At 62.5% G+C, this 21,297-nt stretch carries 20 protein-coding genes and 1 riboswitch; of the genes, 15 read left to right on the forward strand and 5 right to left on the reverse strand.

Annotated features, from left to right (window positions below; translation table 11 throughout):
* Positions 1 to 18: 18 nt before the first annotated feature.
* Entirely contained in the window at positions 19 to 870 is an 852-nt protein-coding gene (gene purU / locus ACZ5J0_RS05490; protein ID WP_223942057.1) for a formyltetrahydrofolate deformylase, read from the reverse strand.
* Between the two features lie 35 nt (positions 871 to 905).
* Positions 906 to 991, forward strand: a riboswitch (ZMP/ZTP riboswitch).
* 116 nt (positions 992 to 1,107) lie between these two features.
* Here purU and glyA point away from each other — a divergent pair.
* The 5 genes from glyA (at position 1,108) to ACZ5J0_RS05515 (ending at position 6,220) form a co-directional block, all read left to right on the forward strand.
* Positions 1,108 to 2,403 (forward strand): serine hydroxymethyltransferase, encoded by a 1,296-nt coding sequence (gene glyA / locus ACZ5J0_RS05495; protein WP_142939938.1) that lies wholly within the window; start codon positions 1,108 to 1,110, stop codon positions 2,401 to 2,403.
* A 149-nt stretch (positions 2,404 to 2,552) separates the two neighbouring features.
* A complete protein-coding gene (locus tag ACZ5J0_RS05500; RefSeq protein ID WP_250821281.1) occupies positions 2,553 to 3,446 on the forward strand; it encodes a bifunctional methylenetetrahydrofolate dehydrogenase/methenyltetrahydrofolate cyclohydrolase in 894 nt (297 codons plus the stop codon).
* 158 nt (positions 3,447 to 3,604) lie between these two features.
* Positions 3,605 to 4,534, forward strand: coding sequence for an ABC transporter ATP-binding protein (locus ACZ5J0_RS05505; RefSeq protein WP_464094365.1), 930 nt, complete (start codon positions 3,605 to 3,607; stop codon positions 4,532 to 4,534).
* 16 nt (positions 4,535 to 4,550) lie between these two features.
* Positions 4,551 to 5,390: an ABC transporter permease gene (locus ACZ5J0_RS05510; protein ID WP_464094700.1), complete on the forward strand. Its 840-nt coding sequence runs from the start codon at positions 4,551 to 4,553 to the stop codon at positions 5,388 to 5,390.
* Complete coding sequence (locus ACZ5J0_RS05515; RefSeq protein WP_464094366.1) at positions 5,387 to 6,220, forward strand: ABC transporter permease; 834 nt, start codon at positions 5,387 to 5,389, stop codon at positions 6,218 to 6,220. Before ACZ5J0_RS05510 ends, ACZ5J0_RS05515 begins: the two co-directional genes overlap by 4 nt.
* A gap of 5 nt (positions 6,221 to 6,225) precedes the next feature.
* Here ACZ5J0_RS05515 and ACZ5J0_RS05520 read toward each other — a convergent pair whose 3' ends face one another.
* Positions 6,226 to 6,714 (reverse strand): pyridoxamine 5'-phosphate oxidase family protein, encoded by a 489-nt coding sequence (locus tag ACZ5J0_RS05520; protein ID WP_142939935.1) that lies wholly within the window; start codon positions 6,712 to 6,714, stop codon positions 6,226 to 6,228.
* Between the two features lie 52 nt (positions 6,715 to 6,766).
* Positions 6,767 to 7,216 (reverse strand): pyridoxamine 5'-phosphate oxidase family protein, encoded by a 450-nt coding sequence (locus tag ACZ5J0_RS05525; RefSeq protein WP_142939934.1) that lies wholly within the window; start codon positions 7,214 to 7,216, stop codon positions 6,767 to 6,769.
* Positions 7,217 to 7,346: 130 nt separating this feature from the next.
* Here ACZ5J0_RS05525 and ACZ5J0_RS05530 point away from each other — a divergent pair, with 130 nt between their 5' ends.
* From ACZ5J0_RS05530 to ACZ5J0_RS05575, 10 genes are all read left to right on the forward strand, one after another.
* Complete coding sequence (locus ACZ5J0_RS05530) at positions 7,347 to 7,913, forward strand: hypothetical protein (RefSeq protein WP_142939933.1); 567 nt, start codon at positions 7,347 to 7,349, stop codon at positions 7,911 to 7,913.
* Between the two features lie 10 nt (positions 7,914 to 7,923).
* A complete protein-coding gene (locus ACZ5J0_RS05535) occupies positions 7,924 to 8,757 on the forward strand; it encodes an exodeoxyribonuclease III (protein WP_142939932.1) in 834 nt (277 codons plus the stop codon).
* A gap of 20 nt (positions 8,758 to 8,777) precedes the next feature.
* Positions 8,778 to 9,902, forward strand: a complete 1,125-nt coding sequence (trpS, locus tag ACZ5J0_RS05540) for a tryptophan--tRNA ligase (RefSeq protein ID WP_223942061.1) — start codon at positions 8,778 to 8,780, stop codon at positions 9,900 to 9,902.
* Positions 9,903 to 9,906: 4 nt separating this feature from the next.
* Positions 9,907 to 10,584 carry a 2'-5' RNA ligase family protein gene (locus ACZ5J0_RS05545; RefSeq protein WP_166841463.1) on the forward strand — a complete coding sequence of 226 codons (678 nt, stop codon included), beginning with the start codon at positions 9,907 to 9,909 and terminating at the stop codon, positions 10,582 to 10,584.
* Positions 10,511 to 11,596, forward strand: a complete 1,086-nt coding sequence (locus ACZ5J0_RS05550) for a YihY/virulence factor BrkB family protein (RefSeq protein WP_464094367.1) — start codon at positions 10,511 to 10,513, stop codon at positions 11,594 to 11,596. The genes ACZ5J0_RS05545 and ACZ5J0_RS05550 overlap by 74 nt, the downstream gene beginning before the upstream one ends.
* Before the next feature lie 13 nt (positions 11,597 to 11,609).
* A complete protein-coding gene (locus ACZ5J0_RS05555; RefSeq protein ID WP_142939928.1) occupies positions 11,610 to 11,762 on the forward strand; it encodes a glycine zipper domain-containing protein in 153 nt (50 codons plus the stop codon).
* A gap of 257 nt (positions 11,763 to 12,019) precedes the next feature.
* Entirely contained in the window at positions 12,020 to 13,945 is a 1,926-nt protein-coding gene (locus ACZ5J0_RS05560) for a polysaccharide lyase family protein (protein WP_464094368.1), read from the forward strand.
* Positions 13,946 to 14,098: 153 nt separating this feature from the next.
* Positions 14,099 to 15,079: an ABC transporter permease gene (locus ACZ5J0_RS05565; RefSeq protein ID WP_165450211.1), complete on the forward strand. Its 981-nt coding sequence runs from the start codon at positions 14,099 to 14,101 to the stop codon at positions 15,077 to 15,079.
* The gene (locus ACZ5J0_RS05570) at positions 15,076 to 16,047 is read left to right on the forward strand and encodes a carbohydrate ABC transporter permease (protein WP_250821287.1); all 972 of its coding nucleotides are present in this window, start codon (positions 15,076 to 15,078) and stop codon (positions 16,045 to 16,047) included. Before ACZ5J0_RS05565 ends, ACZ5J0_RS05570 begins: the two co-directional genes overlap by 4 nt.
* A gap of 13 nt (positions 16,048 to 16,060) precedes the next feature.
* Positions 16,061 to 17,704: a type 2 periplasmic-binding domain-containing protein gene (locus ACZ5J0_RS05575; protein WP_250821288.1), complete on the forward strand. Its 1,644-nt coding sequence runs from the start codon at positions 16,061 to 16,063 to the stop codon at positions 17,702 to 17,704.
* A 90-nt stretch (positions 17,705 to 17,794) separates the two neighbouring features.
* Here ACZ5J0_RS05575 and ACZ5J0_RS05580 read toward each other — a convergent pair whose 3' ends face one another.
* Together ACZ5J0_RS05580 and ACZ5J0_RS05585 are read right to left on the reverse strand one after the other, a co-directional pair.
* Positions 17,795 to 19,171, reverse strand: a complete 1,377-nt coding sequence (locus tag ACZ5J0_RS05580) for a Gfo/Idh/MocA family protein (RefSeq protein ID WP_464094369.1) — start codon at positions 19,169 to 19,171, stop codon at positions 17,795 to 17,797.
* Positions 19,168 to 21,264, reverse strand: coding sequence for a hypothetical protein (locus ACZ5J0_RS05585; RefSeq protein WP_464094701.1), 2,097 nt, complete (start codon positions 21,262 to 21,264; stop codon positions 19,168 to 19,170). Before ACZ5J0_RS05585 ends, ACZ5J0_RS05580 begins: the two co-directional genes overlap by 4 nt.
* Positions 21,265 to 21,297 lie beyond the last annotated feature (33 nt).

Below are 21,297 nucleotides of genomic sequence, written 5' to 3' on the forward strand. Positions count from 1 at the left end.
CCCAGCATAGGAGCGGTGCTAGTTGAACACCACGGTGCGGGTGCCGTCCAGGAGAACCCGGTGTTCGGCGTGCCACTGGACCGCCTGAGCCAGCGTGCGGCCCTCCACATCGCGGCCCATCTGGACGAACTGGGCTGCCGTCCGGGCGTGGTCCACGCGGATGACTTCCTGCTCGATGATCGGACCCTCGTCGAGGTCTGCGGTCACATAGTGGGCCGTCGCACCGATGATCTTCACGCCGCGCGCATGGGCTTGGTGGTACGGCTTGGCGCCCTTGAATGAGGGGAGGAACGAGTGGTGGATATTGATGGCCTTACCGTTGAGTTCCGTGCACAGATCGTTGGAGAGGACCTGCATGTAGCGTGCCAGGACGGTGAGTTCAGCATCGTGTTCAGCGATCAGTTTCAGCAGCTGAGCCTCGGCCTGTGGCTTGGTTTCGGGGGTCACCGGAATGTGGTGGAACGGGATGCCGTAGAACTCTGCCAGCGGCTCAAGGTCACGGTGATTGGACACGATGGCCGGAACGTCAATAGGCAAGGTGCCGGTGCGCTGCTGGAACAACAGATCGTTGAGGCAGTGTGCGTCTTTGGAGCACAGGATGATGGTGCGGACCTTTTCGCCCACGGGGTTGATCTGCCAGGTCATTCCGAAGGATTCGGCCACCGGCTTCAGTGCGGCCGTCAGTTCCGCCTGGGAGTTCGACGTCGTTGCCTCCACGCGCATGAAAAAGTTGCCGGTGCTGGGGCTTCCGTACTGCTGGGAGTCGGCAATATTGCAGCCGGCCTCAAGCAATGCTCCCGCGACGGCATGGACGATGCCGGGGCGGTCGGGGCAGGAGAGTGTTACAACGAAAGCGGTGGAGTCAGTCACACGATCAAGCCTACCTGTGCCGCGTTGTTGTACTGTTAACGGGTCGCAACTGGCGTTGGGTGGACTACCACCAGGGAGCGGCAATCATGAAGACCACGGATCGTACGCCTGGGCCGAGGGTCATGTCTTACCGCTGCACGCACGTGACCGATCCCTCCGTCAAAAAAGGGGACGCGGGAATGCTGCTGCCGGTAGCCTGACCTGTAGCACCACCCGTTGCCTAGCCAGGAGAATTCCGTGACTACCACAACCACTTCCGCGTCTGTCAGCAACCAGTCGCTCGCCGATCTCGATCCCGAGATTGCAGCAGTCCTCAACCAGGAACTTGGCCGCCAGCGCGGCACCCTGGAAATGATCGCATCGGAGAACTTCGCTCCCCGCGCCGTCATGGAAGCCCAGGGCTCCGTCCTGACCAACAAGTACGCCGAGGGCTACCCGGGCCGCCGCTACTACGGCGGTTGTGAGTACGTCGACGTCGCCGAGCAGCTTGCGATCGACCGCGTCAAGGAACTCTTCGGCGCTGAGTACGCGAACGTCCAGCCGCACTCCGGTGCGCAGGCAAACGCTGCTGCGCTGTCCGCGATGATCACCCCGGGCGACAAGATCCTGGGCCTGTCCCTTGCACACGGTGGACACCTGACCCACGGCATGAAGCTCAACTTCTCCGGCAAGCTCTACAACGTAGCTGCCTACCAGGTTGAAGAGGACAACTTCCGGATCGACATGGACAAGCTGCGCGAGCAGGCCATTGCCGAGAAGCCGCAGGTCATCATTGCCGGTTGGTCCGCATACCCCCGCCAGCTGGACTTCGCTGCCTTCCGCTCCATCGCTGACGAAGTCGGCGCGCTCCTCTGGACGGACATGGCGCACTTTGCCGGCCTGGTTGCAGCAGGACTGCACCCCAACCCGGTGCCGTACTCCGACGTCGTCACCTCCACGGTCCACAAGACCCTGGCCGGCCCCCGTTCCGGTGTGATCCTTGGCAAGCAGGAGTGGGCCAAGAAGCTCAACTCCAGCGTCTTCCCCGGCCAGCAGGGCGGGCCGCTCATGCACGTGATCGCCGCCAAGGCTGTTGCTTTCAAGATCGCCGGCGGCGAAGAGTTCAAGGAGCGCCAGGAGCGTGTCCTCGAAGGTGCCAGGATCATCGCTGACCGCCTGAACCAGTCCGATGTTGCCGAGGCCGGCGTCTCTGTCCTCACCGGCGGTACCGACGTTCACCTGGTCCTGGTGGACCTGCGCAACTCGCAGCTGGACGGTCAGCAGGCAGAAGACCTCCTGCACTCGGTGGGCATCACCGTGAACCGCAACGCTGTTCCGTTCGACCCCCGCCCGCCGATGGTCACCTCCGGCCTCCGCATCGGCACCCCTGCCCTGGCTACCCGCGGATTCGGTGCAACCGAGTTCACCGAGGTTGCCGAGATCATCGCTACGGCGCTCAAGGCAGGTTCCTCAGCCGACGTCGAAAGCCTCCAGGCCCGCGTCGACAAACTGGCCGCTGACTTCCCGCTGTACCCGCAGCACGAGCAGTGGTAACCCACGCTCCCGCGGATCAACAAGCAATACCCGGTCATTGAACCGGAGCCGACGGGATCCGCCGCCACACCTACGGCGGCGGGTCCCGTTGGCATGAGCCACCTATGAGGCTTCCCCACACAGGTCACCCACCAGAAAGAGCAGATGGAATGACACAGTCCACCGCACAGATCCTCGATGGCAAGGCCACCGCCGCAGCCATCAAGGCAGAACTGACCACTCGCGTTTCCGTCCTGGCCGCCAAGGGAATCGTCCCCGGCCTGGGCACCATCCTGGTGGGCTCGGACCCCGGCAGCACCTGGTACGTCGGCGGCAAGCACAAGGACTGCGCCGAGGTTGGCATCCAGTCCATCCGCCGAGACCTCCCCGAAGACATCTCCCAGGAGGACCTCCTGGAGGTTGTCCGTGAGCTCAACGACAACCCGGAATGCACCGGCTACATCGTCCAGTTGCCCCTTCCCAAGCACATTGACCAGGACGTCATCCTGGAAGCCATGGACCCGGAAAAGGACGCCGACGGACTGCACCCCATGAACCTTGGCCGCCTGGTGGCCAATGTGAACGGCGAGATGAAGTCCCCGCTGCCCTGCACGCCCAAGGGCTGTGTGGAGTTGCTGCGGCGCCACAACATCGAACTCAAGGGCAAGCGTGTCCTGGTGGTTGGCCGCGGCGTCACCATCGGCCGCCCCATCGGTCTGCTGCTGACCCGCAAGGAAGTCAACGCCACGGTGATCCTGGCCCACACCGGCACGGTGGACCTGCCCGCGGAACTCAAGCAGGCCGACGTCGTGATTGCCGCCGCCGGAGTGCCGCACATGATCAAGGCTGAAGACCTCAAGCCGGGCGCAGTAGTGCTCGACGTCGGCGTCAGCCGTGTGGACGACGGCAACGGTAAGGCTGTTGTCACCGGAGATGTGGACCCGGCAGCTGCCGACGTCGCCGCCTGGCTGTCCCCGAACCCGGGTGGTGTGGGTCCGATGACCCGTGCCATGCTGCTTGCGAATGTTGTGGAGAGCGCTGAGCGCCAGGCTGGCATCGCCTAAATTCATACGTTCTAAATGAGAGGGCTCTTGCAAAATATCTGCAAGAGCCCTTTCACATGTCAGTGGGTGCTACTAGTCTGCTGAGGGTGCACAATGAAGCAACCCGCTCTCCTACACCGTCGCCAACACCGTCAGAATCGTCGCAAGTCAGCTTTGACATGAACCGCCCCACCGTCATCAGCGCGCGGAATCTCACCAAGGCTTACGGTGACCTCACCGCCGTGGACAACATCTCCTTCGACGTACCGGCGGGGGAGTCCTTCGGGCTGCTGGGCCCCAACGGCGCGGGCAAGTCCACCACCATGAAAATGATCGGCGGCGTCTCCCAGCGCACCTCAGGATCGCTCACCATCATGGGCCTGGACCCCGAATCCCACGGCCCTGAAGTGAGGGCGCACTTGGGCGTCGTACCGCAGCAGGACAATCTGGATGAAGAACTCAAAGTCCGCGAAAACCTGATCGTCTACGGGCGATACTTCGTCCTCTCACTGAGCTACCTGCGGCCCAAAGCGGACGAGCTCCTGGAATTCGCGCAGCTGACGGACAAAGCCAATTCCAAGGTGGACGCCCTCTCCGGTGGCATGAAGCGCCGCCTCACCATCGCCCGTTCCCTCATCAACGAGCCACGAATCCTCCTGCTGGATGAGCCCACCACCGGCCTGGATCCCCAAGCCCGCCACATCCTCTGGGACCGGCTGTTCCGGCTCAAGGAAAGTGGTGTGACGCTCATCCTCACTACGCATTACATGGATGAGGCCGAGCAACTGTGCGACCGCCTGATCGTGGTGGACAAAGGCCGCATCATGGCCGAAGGCTCCCCGGCCAACCTCATCCGTGAACACTCGTCGCGCGAAGTACTGGAGCTTAGGTTCGGGTCCGAGCGGAACGCGACAATCGGCGTCGAACTTCACGGCATCGGTGAGCGGCTGGAGACGCTGCCTGACCGCGTACTTATCTACGCGCATGACGGCGAGGCCGCGCTGGAGCAGGTCACTGCGCGTGGGCTGCGGCCACTGACATCGTTGGTGCGCCGCTCGTCGCTGGAGGACGTGTTCCTGCGGCTGACGGGGAGGAGCCTTGTTGACTAGCGGCACCGACAAACCGATCACGACGGCGGAGCGTCCCTTGCGAGCCCACTCACCTGAGGTTTCGGCTGCCAGGGCGCGACGCTGGGGTTCGTTCTTCTACGCGGAGCAGGTCCTCCGTGTCATGCGGAACTACGGCTGGTCCGTCGTCCTGTATAGCGTGGGTCAGCCGGTGGCGTACCTCTTCGCCATGGGAGTCGGTCTCGCCAGCTTGGTGGATGCCAACAGCGAGGCAGCGTTCGGTGGCGTCAGCTACCTGGAGTTCGTGGCTCCGGCCCTATTGGTCTCAGCGGCAGTGATGACCGCGTCCGGAGAATTTTCCTACCCCATCATGGATGGCTTTAAATGGCGCCGCGTGTTCTACGGTCCACATGCCTCGCCACTGATTCCGCAGCAGATTGCCAGCGGCCACATCATGGCCAGCACGGTGAGGTTCCTGCTGCAGTCGGTGGTCTACTTCGTGGTGGTGGCACTGTTTGGGGCTTCACCCGGCCCATGGGGTTGGGTGGCAGCCATCGTGGCCACGGTGGCGGCGTTGTCCTTCGGGCTCCCGCTCATGGCTTATGCGGCCAGCATCAAACAGGACAAAGGGCAGTTCGCTTTGGTGCAGCGCTTCATCGTGATGCCGCTGTTCCTGTTCTCGGGGACATTCTTTCCGCTGGATTCCCTGCCGGTAGCGGTCCGCTGGATCGGCTGGATTTCACCGGTATGGCATGGAACTGAGCTGGGCAGGGTATTCACCTACGGGATGGACCAGAACCCGCTGTTGACCATCACCCACGTGGTGTACCTGGTGGCGACGGCAACGGTGGGCTGGGTTCTGGTGCGCCGCCAGTTTGTGAAAAGGATGGGTTCATGAGTGTCCTGACAGGTGGCCACAGCGCCGCCGACCTTGCCCGCGAACGTAAGTTCGGTTCGCTGTACTCGCGCAATGCGAAGGCTGTTGTGGGTCGTGGGCTCATGGCGGCCAAGAGCAGTACGTGGCTGGTGATGGTCTCCGGATTCTTCGAACCTGTGCTGTTCCTGCTTGCCATGGGTGTGGGCATGGGCTCGATTGTGGGAACGGTTCAGGGCCCGGGTGGTGAGGAAATCAGCTACGCCGCCTACATTGCCCCGGCACTGTTGGCCGTCTCCGCCATGAATGGGGCCATTTACGACTCGACGTGGAATGTCTTCTTCAAGATGAACTTCGCCAAGCTGTACCAAGGGATGCTCTACACCTCCCTGGGGCCACTTGACGTGGCGATCGGCGAGATTTTCCTGGCCCTCCTTCGGGGGCTGTTGTACGCCACGGGATTCACCGCTGTCATGGGAGTGATGGGACTGATTACCACCTGGTGGGCCATCCTGGTCATTCCAGCCTCGGTGTTGATCGCCTTCGGCTTCGCGAGCTTCGGGATGGGTATCACCAGCTTCATGAAGACCTTCCAGCAGATGGACTGGATCAACTTCTTCCTGCTGCCCATGTTCCTTTTCAGTGCCACCTTTTACCCGCTCAGCGTGTACCCGCAGGTCATCCAGTGGTTCATTCAGGCCATGCCCCTGTGGCACGGAGTGGAGCTGCTGCGGCAGATCAGCGTGGGCTCGTTCAGCCCGGCCACGGCCATTCATGTGGGGTATTACGTGGTGATGATCGCCCTCGGCATCATGCTGACCACGGGAAGGCTGCGCCAGCTGTTCCTCAAGTGAGGACCTTATTCGAACGAGGCCCGCCGGGGGTCGTTGGTCCTGGTCTTCCACACATCCGGTGCGTTGACTTTGAACCTTCGTCCCGTCAAAGCCCGGGGCACCAGCCGGATGTAGTTGTCCTTGGCTCCGGGTTGCCAGGGTTCAAGACCCAATGCGTTCACCTGTGCGATCTCGTCGGGGTCTGTCATGAGCTCCGTTTCGCCCCGGGCAACCACGCTCCATGCTTCCCCGCTGGGGGCATCGTACCCATCGATTTCCAGAACCCCCGGCCGGGAAGCCAATGCTCCCCACAGCTTCCTGCCAGGGCTGCTGCGGAATACGAGATGCCTTTGAAACAGCACGTAATTTACAGGGAAGATCTCCGGGTGGTCATCCACCACCAAACCAATGCGGCCGATGGTTGCAGCCGCCAGCAGGTCCCAGCAGTCATCGAATGCCAAGGTCGGGTCGCTTTGGTGCTGGGGAGAACCGGTGGTTTCCGTGGAATCTGTCATGGTTTCCTCTCATGTACGGTCGCTGAAGTATGGACTGGCACGAGGCACATTCTTACGGTTCCCGGGCAGGCCACCATCGTTGTGAATCGTTGATGACAAAACGCCGCCCTGACAACACTGTTGGTGTGATGCGGAAAAGGTGATCCTTGGTCCCGGGTTCCCAGGGCGTGAGCTCGTGGGCCGCACTTTGCTGGCTGGGGTCATCCGCGGGAATCGCTTCCGCAAGCCCCTTGGCTATCACGCTCCACGCGATGGTTCCATAGGCGTTGAAGCCGTCCGCTTCCAAAGCCACAGGCTCATTGCCCAACAATGCATCCATCTTTGTCCCAGGAGCGGTACGGAGGATGAGAGTGCCGTCCTCCGGAAAATAGTTGACCGGAAAGATCTCGGGGCCGTCCCCGGTGGTCAAAGCCAAGCGCCCCAACGACGAGGAACGCAGCAGCCTCCAGCACTCGTGAACCTTGAGGATTTGTACATCTGGGCGATCTTCAACGGTGCTCATGAGGCGAGCATACCCAGAGGAAGGGCATAGCCATAGAGGGGCGCCCGCAGCGTTTGGTGGCCCTTGGAGCCCTTGTTCGCCGTCCGTGGAAGCGGACAGGGCACCGTTGCTCATTTGAGAGAATGGGTACATGCAATCTCTCGGTGACCCGCACCCGTCCACGTCTCCCGCCGGCAAAGGCATCTTCAAGGGCTTCCGCATCGGTGGCCTGGGGATGACAGTTGTCATCATTGCCTTCCTGGTGGCCGTCATCTTCGCGGCCAACCAGAATGACGTGGTGGGCTGGGTTGTTGCTGTCATCGCTTTCGGCTGGCTGGCTTTGGCAACGTTTGTGGTGGTGAGTATTCGCAAGGCCGCGCAGCGGGCCGGCGCTAAGTTGACCGAAGCGCAAAATGCGTTCAATGCCGCAGCCGGCCGCGCGCCGTCGTCGTCCGCTGCTGACAGTGGAGGCACGCGCGTTGTTGCCGAACGCAGCAAAGCTGATGAGGTGCGGGACCTCAAACTGGACCATTCATTCAAGATTGTCCAGGTGCAGGTCCGCGTGGTGGATGAGGAACGGGCCAAGGGCGCAACAGCGGACCAGGACACCATCAACCGTGCGCTGGAAACCATTGCCATTACGGCGACGAATGCGCGGGACATGATCAAGTCTTCCGGCGGCTCGGACGAGCCCGTGGCCGGCACCATCATCGACTAGAGTGGACCGGGTGAGTACGGCATTGAAGAAGGACTTCCTTCGCATCGCATCAGTAAACGTCAATGGCCTCCGGGCTGCCTACAAGAATGGCATGGCGGAATGGCTGGAGCCGCGCGAGGTAGACATTCTCTGCCTGCAGGAAGTCCGGGCGCCCGATGACATCGTCAGGAAACTCATCGGTGAAGGGTGGCACATCCTCCACACCGAAGCCGAAGCCAAGGGCCGTGCCGGCGTGGCCATCGCATCCCGTGAGGAGCCAACCGCTACCCGCATCGGCGTTGGCGACGACTACTTCGATACGTCCGGGCGCTGGGTTGAAGCCGACTACACCGTGCAAAATGCTGCCGGTGAGTTCACCACTCTCTCCGTTGTCAGCGCCTATGTGCACTCCGGTGAAGTGGGAACCCCCAAACAGGACGACAAATTCCGTTTCCTGGATGCCATGACCGTTCGACTGCCTGAGCTCGCCAAACACAGTGACCATGCTTTGGTTGTTGGCGACCTCAACGTCGGGCACACTGAACTCGATATCAAGAACTGGAAGGGCAACGTCAAACGTGCCGGCTTCCTCCCGGAGGAACGTGCCTACTTCGACCGCTTCCTCGGCGAAGAAATCGGATGGAGGGATGTCCACAGGGGCCTGGCAGGAAATGTCGCCGGCCCCTACACCTGGTGGTCCCAGCGCGGTAAGGCCTTTGACACCGACACGGGCTGGCGCATCGACTACCACCTGGCCACACCGGACCTCGCGGCAGCCGCCTTCTCGGCTGTGGTTGACCGGGCGCCTTCGTGGGACACCCGCTTCTCTGACCACGCACCGCTGGTAGTCGACTACCGGCTCTAAGCTTCCTAAGGTATTGCTCCATGACTAGTTCCACCACGACTGAAACCGGCGCATCGGCTGATGCTGCGGCCCAACCGCAGCCCGTAACGTCCACCAAGCTCCCCGTGGGCGCCAAGCACCGGGTCCTGTCCGGTATGCAGCCTTCCGCCGACTCCCTGCACCTTGGCAACTACCTCGGCGCCCTGGTCAACTGGGTCCGGATGCAGGAAGAGTACGACGCCGTCTACTTCATTCCTGACCTGCACGCCATCACAGTGCCGCAGGACCCTGCAGAACTCGCCCGGCGCACCCGGGTCACCGCAGCCCAGTACATCGCCGGTGGCGTGGACGTGGATAAGTGCACCCTCTTCGTCCAGTCCCAGGTTCCCGAGCACGCCCAGCTGGCGTGGGTCCTGAACTGCATCACGGGCATGGGTGAAGCCGCCCGCATGACCCAGTTCAAGGACAAGGCCCAGAAGCAGGGTTCGGACCACGCCAGTGTCGGCCTGTTCACCTACCCCATCCTGCAGGCTGCAGACATCCTCCTCTACCAGCCGCACGGTGTTCCGGTGGGCGAGGACCAGCGTCAGCACGTTGAGCTCAGCCGGGACCTTGCCAACCGCTTCAACAGCCGCTTCGGCGAGACATTCCAAGTGCCCGAGGCCTTCATCCAGAAGGAATCGGCCAAGATCTACGATCTCCAGAATCCCAACGCCAAGATGTCCAAGTCTGCGGAGTCGCCGGCCGGCCTGATCAACCTCCTGGACGATCCCAAGACCGTCGCCAAGCGCATCAAGTCAGCCGTCACGGACACCGAGACGGAGATCCGGTACGACCGCGAGAACAAGCCGGGCGTTTCCAATCTGCTGACCATCTACTCAGCCATCAGCGGCACACAGGTGGAAAAGATCGTGGCGGACTACCAGGGCAAGATGTACGGACACCTGAAGGTCGACCTGGCTGAACTCGTCTCCGGTCACCTGGCGCCCATCCGGGAGCGTGCCAACGAACTCCTGGCTGATCCTGCGGAACTGGATCGGCTCCTGGCCCTCGGCGCGGACAAGGCCCGTGAAATCGCTGCCGCAACCCTCGCGGACGTCTACTCCAAGGTCGGATTCCTGCCGTACCGCGGCCAGGCCTCCCACGGAATCCAGGGAGTCCGCTAAGCCCATGTGCTCCGCTGGCCAGCTCAATGTCACCACCGGCACCCGTCAGGGTGCCGGTCCGGACGACTCCCGCCAGCCCGCTGCTACCGGGACCGATTGCGGCACCGGTGACACCATGTGTGTCGGTGTCATCCTGGGGTTCCCGCCCGAGATCGCCCGTGAACTCCAGGAATGGAGGGCCTCTTTCGGCGATCCGATGGCAGAGGTCATTCCTGCGCACATCACCCTGATCACCACCACACCCACCCAGGACTGGGCCGCTACCCGCGAACACGTCAGGGAAGTTGCGCGGACTCAGGAGCCGTTCAACATCACCATTTCCGGCACGGGTTCTTTCCGTCCCATCTCGCCGGTGGTGTTCGTTAACGTGGAAGAAGGCTTCGAAGAGTGCGTGCAATTGCACGAGAAACTTCAAAGCGGTCCGCTTGAACGGATGCTCCCTTTCCCGTACCACCCGCACGTCACTGTGGCTCACGATGTTGCCCAGGAAAACCTTGACGAGGCCGAAACGGTTCTCAGAGATTACCGCGCGACCTTCCCTGTGGTTAGCATGGGACTTTACGAGCACGACACCAATGGAATTTGGCAGCTACGGGAAGAGCTCGACTTTGGCGGCGATACTGACGAGGAACAGCAAACGGATCCAAGCCACAGAGGCGGACGTTCCTCCGCTGCCCACTGAGCTGGCAAAACTCAAACTCCAGCTTCTCCGCAAGAGGCAGGAATGGGGCTCTGCGAAGCGCACGGGCGGGGGACTGCCAAAGAAAGCCGGCGCATTCTTTGCGCTCGTCCTCGCCAGGCTTAACACGATCCGTCCCCTGCGCTCCTTTCAGCACTACACGCGCCAGCACGGGCCACTCCTGGCGGCCGGTATCGGCTTCAACATGTTCTTCTCCGTGACTGGTTTGCTCACCACCGGCTTCGCCATCGCAGGGATCGTGTTGGGTGGCAACCCTGCCCTGCAGGACGCCGTCATCGACAGTGTTGCAGCGGCTGCCCCCGGACTCCTGCAGGTGGACGGCGGCGAAGGACTGGTGGATCCACAATCCTTGCTCAACCCGTCCGGACTTGGATGGACGGCCCTCATCGCAGCGGTTGTGACGATATTCGTCTCCCTGGGCTGGATCGCCAGCATCAGGGAAGGGCTCCGGGGGGTCATGGAAGCTGACCCTTTGGTACGCAACCCCATCCTTCAAAAACTCATTGATGCCAGCACCTTGCTGCTCCTCGGCGTCATCCTTGTCATCAGCGCAGGCGTCTCGCTCGTCTTTGGTACGGCGGCCGACTGGTTCATCGCTTTGCTCAACCTGGACGAGGGCGTCACCGAGCCCATGGCGGCAACCGTCAAGATTGTGGTTCCGCTCCTGCTGAACTGCGCGACGGCGGCCGTGCTGTTCAGGATTGCCGGTGGCCTGAAGCTGGGGCGCCGCGCGTTCCTGGAGGGCGTGGTGCTGGCGGGTGTCGGCACCACGGTCCTGCAGTTCTTCAGCACCGAACTTCTGGCACGTTCCGGAAACAATCCGGTGCTGGCGTCGTTTGCCATCATCATCGGATTGTTGATCTGGTTCAACCTTGTGAGCCAGGTGTATCTCGTCTCGGCGTCATGGTCAGCAATCCGCGAGGCTGACACGGAGTCGGGGGATTCCCCGCGCAAGAAAGTCCTCGGCTCGCGTCGAGTAGCGCCCCGCACCTGATCTGGAGGCCGCCATGAACAACCCACTGTGGATCGCTTGCCTCCTCGGAGCTGCGGCCGGACTCATCGTTGGCCAGTTGGTGTTCAAGTCACCCTTTTTGGGCATCCTCATCGGGGTGGGGCTTGGCGCACTCGTCGGGGCGTCGATGGGTCCCCGGAAAAACTGAAGTCCCCTCCGTCCATGAGGGAGCTGCGAGTCACCTTGAGGACCAATTGATCGGATGTAAGCGCTCCCATTTTCCTTCAGGCAACGCTTTTCGTCTCACATCGTGAGATAGAGAATTAAACATCCGATGTCAGTTTTTACGCGTCATTCTGCGGAAACCGGTTTCTCAGTGCATCCTGAAACGTGTCAAAGATCTTGACGGTCTTGTCATGCGGTGGATGAATGTTGTTGACCCCTCCGCCTTCGAAAGGATCGACGATGATCTCCCGCAGGGAATTCCACGCCTTCAGCGCCGCAGGAACCGCACTGGCACTGGCCGCCGTCGCTACAGTGCAAACGCCAGCCGTAGCCGTAGCCGCTGAGGAGGCTCCCTCCAGTGGCCCGGCCCCGTCATTCACCGAGAACTCCGCCCAGATCACCGTGGATAACGGCCGTGTCCAAGCCGTTTTCGACAAAGCCAGCAACGCCCGCCTCGTCTCCCTGAAGCTGGACGGGCAGGAACTGCTCGGCACCACCGGTCGCGGCCGGTTCGATCAGGTAACCAGCGTCCTGGGGGCGCCCGGTGGCGACTACACGCCGGGAACCACTTTCGCCGTGCGCCAGGAGCAGGACTTTGTGGTGGTATCGGCTGTCCTCAATGCCTCGGCTTCGGGTCCCTATGCGCGGCAATGGAACTTCATCTTCCGCTCAGGAGAGCCAGGATTCCATCTGGCGCCCCGCTTCTCGCACAGTTCCAAGCACGCGGGGGTGCATCTGGAACAACACCGCTTCGTCGCATGGGTGGACCCGGAGATTTTCACGCACGCCAGCGTGGAGGAGGACACCTTTGGCCAGCCGTGGCGAGCTGACGCGGCGCGGATGCCCACACCGCAGGACCTCCAGGCCGGTCCGATGGTCATGGACGCCACGCATGATCTGGCGGGAACCCGAAGCGCCTATGCCCGCCGGTACTACACCAAGTACGACTGGGCTGTTTCCATGAAGGATCACTCGGTGCACGGCTTGTACGGTAATGGCTACGGAATCTGGTCCGTCACGCCCAACCGCGAGTCCTTCAACGGTGGTCCGTTCCGGCAGGATCTCACCCTGCATCAAACCACTGAAGCGCCCGTGTTGCTCGTAGAGCCGCATGCCACGCACTTCGGGGCCATGCCCGTGGACACCTACGGCGACTGGGCGAAAACCTACGGACCATACTTCGTCCTGCTCACCCGGGGAAGCGATCCGCAGCGCATGCGCGAAGAAGCGGTCTCGTATGCCCGCTTCGACAAACATGCCGCATTCTATGATCGGGTGGCGCTGGAAGGATGGGTTCCTACCGCTGCCCGCGTCACAGTGTCCGGCAAGGCAAAGGTGCCAGGGCAAAAGAGCATGGAGGGCGCGCTGGTGATCCTGTCGGATAACCGGGTGCCGGCACAGGACACCACCGAAGGCTTCCAGTACTGGGCCGAGGTGGATCGCAACGGGTCTTTCGAGCTCAAGAATGTCCGTCCCGGCATCTACCGCGTGACCGTGGTCAAGCCCGGAGTCTGGGGTGAGCACGTCATCGACGACGTTGTGGTGGACCAGGGTGTCGTCAGGCTCGCCAACATGGTGTGGAAGCCCGTTGCCCACGGCAGGACCGTATGGCAGCTCGGCACCCCGGACAGGACGTCGGCTGAATTCCGGCGGGGCCAGGAATCCCGGCGCTATGATGCCTTCACCTTCTTCGCCGGCGACTTCCCGGACGGTGTGCACTATGTGGTGGGCGAAAGCGGCCCTGAGGACTGGGGTTACATCCAGCACCAGGTCCTGGACGGAAAAACGCAGGCTCCGTGGTCGGTGTCGTTCACCCTTGATACCTTCGACGCGGAAAAAGCCTCACGGAAAGGGCAGCAGGCCACGCTGACGGTGGCCTTGGCTGCGTGGGCCATGGGGTCCGCTGTTCCTGTTCCGAATGTGACCACCAACCTCACCATCCGGATCAATGGGCAACCCTTCGTGTGGGAATTTCAGCCATCCGATGCCAAGGGCGCCACGTACCGCAGCTCCCATGCCGGGCGGAACTACTCCCGTGAGTTCCGCTTTGACGCCGCTTTGCTCAAGCGTGGAGTCAATACGGTGACGTTCACCATCAACGAGGGGGCGGACCCGGTGGCCGTCAATCAGGCCGCCTACGACGCCATCAGGCTCGAGCTGGACTAAAAGCTCCGGAGCGGGCACGGGCAGGGCTCCTTACCGGCCGCGTCGGGGTTGCTGGGAACTTGCCGACGCTGGTGTCCGCTCCGGTCACACCATTTCTGAAACGTATCAACAACTGCTCGCCTTCCCATCCAACGAGCCCGTGAAAGGTGTTGCATGACGATCGAAACCAGCAGGAAACCGCCCGGATCGCCGGCTGTGGCCCAAGCGCCGGAAGGGCGTCGGAAACAGCCTTGGTGGCAGCGGATGTGGCGGGACCGGATGCTCTTGGCGTTCGCCTTACCCGGAATGATCCTTCTGCTGCTGTTCCACTACGTTGCCCTCCTGGGCAATGTCATAGCCTTCAAGGACTACCAGCCGTTCCTGGGGATCTGGGAGTCGATGTGGACCGGCCTGGAGAATTTCCAGGTGCTGTTCAATGGCGATCCCGATTTCCTGAACGCACTCCGGAACACGTTGGTCCTGACCTTGATCCAGACGGTCTTCGTCTTTCCGGTGCCCATCGTCCTGGCGCTTCTCCTCAACAGCCTGCTTTCAGAGCGGGTGAAGAGACTCGTCCAGTCCATCCTGTACCTTCCCCATTTCCTCTCGTGGGTGATCGTGGTGGCCATCTTCCAGCAGATGTTCGGTGGCTCGGGAATGGTCAACAACTTCCTCAGATCCAATGGTTGGGCTGCCCTGGACATCCTGGGCAACCCGGATACCTTCTTCGCACTCCTGACGTCACAGGTGATCTGGAAGGACACCGGCTGGGGAACCATTCTGTTCCTGGCTGCACTGTCCCAGATCGATTCGTCACTGTACGAAGCCACCGCGGTGGACGGTGCAGGACGATGGCGCCAGCTATGGCACATAACGCTCCCCGGCTTGCGGGGCATCATCATCCTGCTCCTCATCCTGAAGCTCGGTGACTCGCTCAGTGTGGGATTCGAACAGATCATCCTGCAGCAGGCCGCCGTGGGCGTCCAGGCCTCAGAGGTGCTGGACACCTACGTCTACAACAACGGAATCGTCGGAGGCAGTTGGGGTGTCTCCACAGCCGTCGGACTGGTCAAAGGACTCATCGGCGTGGTCCTTGTCCTGGCAGCCAACAAGATCGCCCACGCTTTCGGCGAGAACGGAGTGTACAAAGCATGACCACCACTCAGGACGCCACTCGTCAAAGCACGTCCGGAACCAGCGTTGCCGAAAGGGGGATACCCGCCGAGCGCAGGAAACGCAGGACCGTTAACGGAGTCGAACCGCCAGGGCTGATGATGCGTGCGTTCAAAGGTGTGCTCCTCACAGTGGCGTGTACCGCCGTCGTGCTTCCCTTCCTTGGAATCCTGTCCACCAGCATCTCCAGTCCCGAACACGTGACCCGCAACGGCGGGTTCGTGATCCTGCCCGACACCCTGAACTTCGGCGCCTACCAGTCCATCCTGTCCGGCGGCGTGGTCACCCAGGCCTTGGCCGTCTCTGGTTTTGTCACCATCGCCGGGACGTTGTTATCCCTCCTGGTGACAAGCCTGCTCGGATACGCCCTGGCGCGGCCCGGGGCCTTCGGGATGAAGACCATGCTGCTGTTAGTGCTCTTCAGCCTGCTGTTCTCCCCGGGCATGATTCCCTCCTATCTGGTGGTCAAGGAAGTGGGCCTCATCGACTCCCTGTGGGCCCTGATCGTTCCGTCCATGGTGAGCGGCTTCAACGTGATCGTGATCCGTGCGTTCTTCAGTCAGATCCCTTCAGAGCTGCTGGAATCGGCGAGGATCGACGGCGCAGGGGAGTGGCAGATCTTCAGCCGGATCTGCCTGCCACTCTCCAAAGCAGTGCTCGCCGTGATCGGCCTCTTCTATGCAGTCAGCTACTGGAACGCCTTCTTCAATGCCCTGCTGTATCTCAATGACAGTGCCAAATGGCCGCTCCAACTGGTGCTGCGAACCTACGTGGTCAACAACGCGCAACTGGATCAAGGAGACCTGAGCGGGGTCATGGAGAGCATGCCACCGCAGCCCTCCATCCAAATGGCCATCCTGGTCCTCTCGCTTGTCCCGATCCTCATTGTCTTTCCCTTCCTCCAAAAGCACTTCGCCAAGGGCGTCCTCACCGGCGCCGTCAAAGGTTAGAAAGGTCACGGTCATGCACGAAGCCGTCTCACAGAAACAGTTCAGCCGCAGGAGTTTTGCTCGCGGTTCCCTGGGAATATTGGCCCTCGCGGCGTTGGGCAGCCCCCTGCTGGCCGCCTGCTCACCCGGTGCCCAAGGGGGAGCCGCAGGCGCCCAGGGCAAAGGTGCACTGCCGGACTTCATCCGCTATGAGGGAGTGACCCCGGACCTCAAAGGCACCGACCTTGGCATCCCTGACGTCTTTTACCGCTACCCGGCGCAGCCCGTGAAAGCACTGGCCCAGGCTCCCGGTGACGGGAAGGCCATCACCTCCATGGTGCAGACGTCCTCGCCCATTCCGCCGGGGGTGGATAAGAACGCCTACTGGCAGGAACTGAACCGACGGTTGGGCTCGGACCTCCAGATCTCCATGACGCCGGCCACCGACTATCCCAGTAAGTTCGCCACCGTGGTGGCAGGAGACACCCTGCCGGACATCTTCCAAGTGGCACGCGGTGCAAACTCCGTCCCGCAACTACTCCGGGCCAAAGCTGCAAACCTCACCGAACACCTCTCCGGCAATGCCATCAAGGACTACCCCTTCCTGGCCAACATCCCGTCGGAGTCATGGTCTGCGGCCATGTTCGGGGGCGAAATCTTTGCCATCCCCATTCCCCGCGGTGTCCTTCAGAGCACCATCCAATACCGCCGGGAGGACCTGCTGGCAGCCAAAGGCATCACAGCCCAACCGGCCAGCTTCCAGGACTACCTCTCACTCTGCAAAGAGCTCAGCGACCCTAAGGCCAACACCTGGGCGCTGACCCAGGTTCCCATCAACTTCATCGCCCAGACCCTCAACGTGCCCAACGGCTGGCGTGAGGAAAACGGGCAGCTCACCAACAAGGATGAAACACCCGAGATGAAGGAAGCATTGGAAGCCGGGCGGAGAATGTTTGCTGAAGGCGTGGTAAATCCGGACGCCTTCGCAGCCAACGCGGGCCAGTACAAACAGTGGTTCCTGGCCGGGACTGCATACTTCACCGGCGACTCCTACAGCGCCTGGCCGGCGTACTACCAACAGGCCGCAGGGCAGGAGGGCTTCAAGATCTCCGCTTTGGACGTTCCAGGGTTCGACGGCGGCAAGGGCTCGCTATGGATCGGCTCACCCACCCACAGTGTGGTGGCTTTCAACAAGAACGCCGGGGACAGGCTGGAGACATTCCTGCAGGTGGCCAACTGGCTGGCGGCTCCGTTCGGCACTGAAGAGTATCTGTTCCGCAAATACGGAGTGAAGGGAGTCCACTATCAACTCTCAGGGACCGATCCTGTGCCCCTGGACTCCGGAGTAGGGCAAACCCAGTTGGGCCAGCAATACCTGGCAGACGCCCCCACGGTGCTGTACCTCCCCGGTGAGGAAGACGTGGTGAAAGCCCAGTATGAGCAAATGAACCGCGTCCTGCCCGATGGTTCGGCAAGCCCGGTGGAGGGCTTGTATTCCGAGACCGAGGTCAGGAAGGGAAGCCAGCTGGAGAAGAAGCTCCGCTCCGTCCGCGATGACATCCTCCAGGGCCGCCAGCCGGTCGCCGCCTGGGACGACGCCGTCAAGGAATGGCGATCCGGCGGTGGTGACAAGATCCGCTCGGAGCTTGAAGAAGCGCTCGCGGCCAGCAAGGCCTGAGGACCCATCAGCACGGTTCCCGGCTCGGGAACGAGGCAGGCCCGCTGTGACAGCCCCTGACCCAGGGCGTCACAGCGGGCCTTCCTGGTGTCAGGAGTCGTGAAGGGCGGGCTGGTCGATGGGGAAGCCCAACTCGCTGATGCGTGTCACCTCGCCGGTGGCAATGGACGCGTTGGCTGCGATCCCGACCGCGATGCTCCGCAATCCGTCCAGGTAACCGGCGCGGCGTGAAAGCTTTTCTTCGCCGGCGAGGGATCCATGCGTGCCCGGAGTCACCCCACCACGGAAGACGTCGTCGAGCAGTTTCAGGTCGCCGCCACCGTGTCCGCCCACGCCTTCGGGAATGGGAATCTCCACGGGCCGTTCAAAGTGCTTCTGCAGGAGCAGCCTGCTGGATCGCGGGCGCAGCGAGTCCCGTGCCGCCCCGTCAGCTGTCCCATCGTCTTGCGCGCTCGGGTCCACCGTTTGGTCCGCTCCCCGGGCACGGTGGGGCTTTTCCACCACGTCCAGTTCCAACCGGCCACGTGTTCCGTTGATGGCCACCCGATACCCCTCCCACGGCGCGTGTGCGTGCAGCGTGTAGGCCAGGCTGGCCCCGCTCCGGTAGCCCACCAGGACACTCATGTTGTCCTCTATGGTGACCCCGGGGGCAAACACGTCCTGGTTGCGGCGGTAGCCATCCACGTGCTCGGCATCCTTGAACAACTGCCGCATCCTGGGGTCGTTGCCAAGATCGAGGTCGAATCGTCCGTCGCGTGCTCCCGGGGAGGAAGCGCCGGCGTTGCCTTCCCCGTAGAACCGCAGCCCTCCCACAGCAAAAACTGTCTCCGGCACGCCGGATGTCCACCAGTTGACCAAGTCAAAATGGTGGGTGGCTTTATGGACCAGGAGGCCGCCGGACTTCTCTTTCTCCCGGTGCCAGCGCCGGAAATAATCCGCGCCGTGTCCGGTGTCCAGAAGCCACTCGAAATGGACTGAGGTCACGCTGCCGATTTCGCCGGCGTCGATCAGTTGGCGGACCAGGGTGTTCCTCGGTGAGTATCTGTAATTGAAAGTGACGGTGACATTGGCGGACGAGGCTGCGGCGGCCTCGGCGATCGCCGCGGCGTTCTGCGCATTGACGGTCAGGGGCTTCTCCACCACGACGTCCATGCCCAGCTTCAGCGCAGCCATCACGTACTCGTGGTGCGTGAAGTCCGGGGTGGTGATCACCACCGCGTCGGCACCCGTCTCGTCCCTCATGCGCTCCAACTCTGTGGGTGCATACGACGACGGCAGGGCGGCTCCTGGCCGGAACTGGCCAAAGAGGCGGTCGTAGTAAGCCATCCGTACCGGGTTGGAATCGACCCACGCCACCGGAGTGCCGACGTCGGAATGGCTTCCCAGCAGTGCCCTGACGTACATTTCGGAGCGGCTGCCCGTCCCGATAATGGCGTAGCGGCGAGGAGATTCTGCAGTGTGGCTCATGGCGCCTGCACCAGCCCTTCCCACGCCACGGTCCAGTCGGCCGGAAAGCCGGGTGCGTGGCGGTCCGGTCCGTTGTCCCAGCCTGATGCCATGAGGGCCACCGCTGAGAGCAGACCGCCGTTGCCGGGGAGGTACAGGGGCAACGAGTTGGTCTGGCGGTTGTGCCCGTTGGCAAGGACTGTGTTCTTGCCGGCGCTCAGCAGCAGGGCATCCACCGCGGTTTCCGGGTCTTGGAGCCGTGCTGCGGTCATGGCCATCACGGGGTAGTCCCAGCCCCAGGTGCTGCCCCAGTCCCAATCGGCCAGAACACCGGCCAAGGTGGCGCGCATGATCTCCGGATCGATGATGTCGGTCAGGGGGAGAACGCCGAGGGCACACAGCATGGAGGGGTGGTCAGTGCGGATGGTGAAAGGCTCCACGTCGATTGCTGCGTAGACCCCATCCACCACACGGGGCGGCACCATGCCCTCTGCCACCTCGGACCACTCCGCCACAGGTTCGAGCCCGAGGCGTTCCCGCCAGGTCGCTGCCGTTCGCAGGCCCCATTGCCAATAGGCAAGCTCAAAGGTGGGGTTGGTGACCTTGGCGCGAATTGACCCGTAGCTTTCTTGGGCGGGAATCAAGGGTGGCCCCAGTTCGAAACCGCGGGAGGTGGGGTGCGCGAACGAGGCCATGAAGGCTGCTGACTCGAACACGATTTCCGCGAATTCCGCCAGGACTTCGCGGCTGGGGTTGGCCCGGTACACCAGTTCGGCCATGTGGATGGGGTGCGGCTGCTGCCAGATCAGGAAGGTCCCGATGGGGCTGGGGCTCTCCCGCCCGTCCGGTCCCACCTGCTTGGGCCAGCGAACGCCGTCGAATCCCTGCGCTTTGGCAGTTTGACGGGAGGTTTCCAGCACGCTGGAGTACCAGCGCAATGAGGGCAGGAGCAGCTCCACCCGGTTCCAGTGGGCAAAGTGCGCCCCATGCCACCAGTGCATCTCCAGATGGAAGCGGCCTCGCCATGAATTGCACACGAGCCCGGTTTCCTGGGGTGGCAACGAGCCCGAGCAATTGACCGCCGTGAGGTACTGGGAGAGCACAATTCGGCGTTCCAGCTCCTTGGCGCGGGGGTCGTCCGTGGCGTCCAGTTCGACCGCCCCGCCTGAGGTCCAGAATGCGGGCCAGTAGGTCCCGGCGGCCGTGATCACGGACTGCGCGGTGGAACGTTCGACGCCGTCAGTGGCCGCTGCCTGTCCACTCACCTGGTCCGCGTGGCTGGCAGGCTTGGTGGTTCCGCGGGGGATGCAGTCGCCGTCGCCGGCAGGGTGGAAGGCGACGGTGAAGTCCAGCACCCCTGCAGGGCCGGCATCACCCGTGGCGCCGGGAACTATGCGCAGCCGGTGTTCCTCTGGCTGTTCCACCTCCAGGCCCTGCCCGGTAACCACCACCTGGTACCGGGAGTCGTCCAGCGAGCGGTGGGCCTGCCAGGACGTTGTTCCGGGAGATGTTGTGGTGGTGGAGGGCCCGGTGAGGGTGGTGGTGTGGGCTTCTGGACGGTTCCAATCCGCCGCGTCATGCCAGGCTTCGGATCCGTAGGGAAAGCCGATGCTGACACTTAAGCCGGCGCCAACCGCCGTCGACTCGATACGGAAGCCTAGCTCATCACGGTAGGGGTGGCACGCCGTCGTCACTGTGACCTGGTGCCCGGCAAGGACGAAACGGCTGGTGACCGTTCCAGTCCAGAGGTCCAGTGTCTGCGCGGTTCCGGAGATGTCTGCCGCGGTGAGGGGGCGGTCAGTTCCCTCTTCGGTCCAACGGAAGCCGATGCGTCCCAGATCAAGTCGGTGTGCGTTGGCCCGCAGCCAAGTTTCGGCCCGGGAGGTACCGGTTTCCCTGTCGTTGACGATTCCGCCCACCATGTCCACATAGGGGACTGGGCCGCGCGGTGAATCGTAGAGGACCGTAGAGCCGGCCAGATCGTAGGGCTGGGGCGGTGGAACGGAATGCCAGCCCCATTGCGACTGCGTTCCCAGGAGTGTTCCCGGTGGCAGTTCGTCGCGCGCACCCACAGGGTACTCGGCGGGCAGCGACTGCAGCCCGGTGAGGTCCATGGTGAACGCGAACTCGCCATTGCCAACGGACAC

It is taken from the genome of Arthrobacter sp. DualSoilB13, from assembly GCF_055389195.1.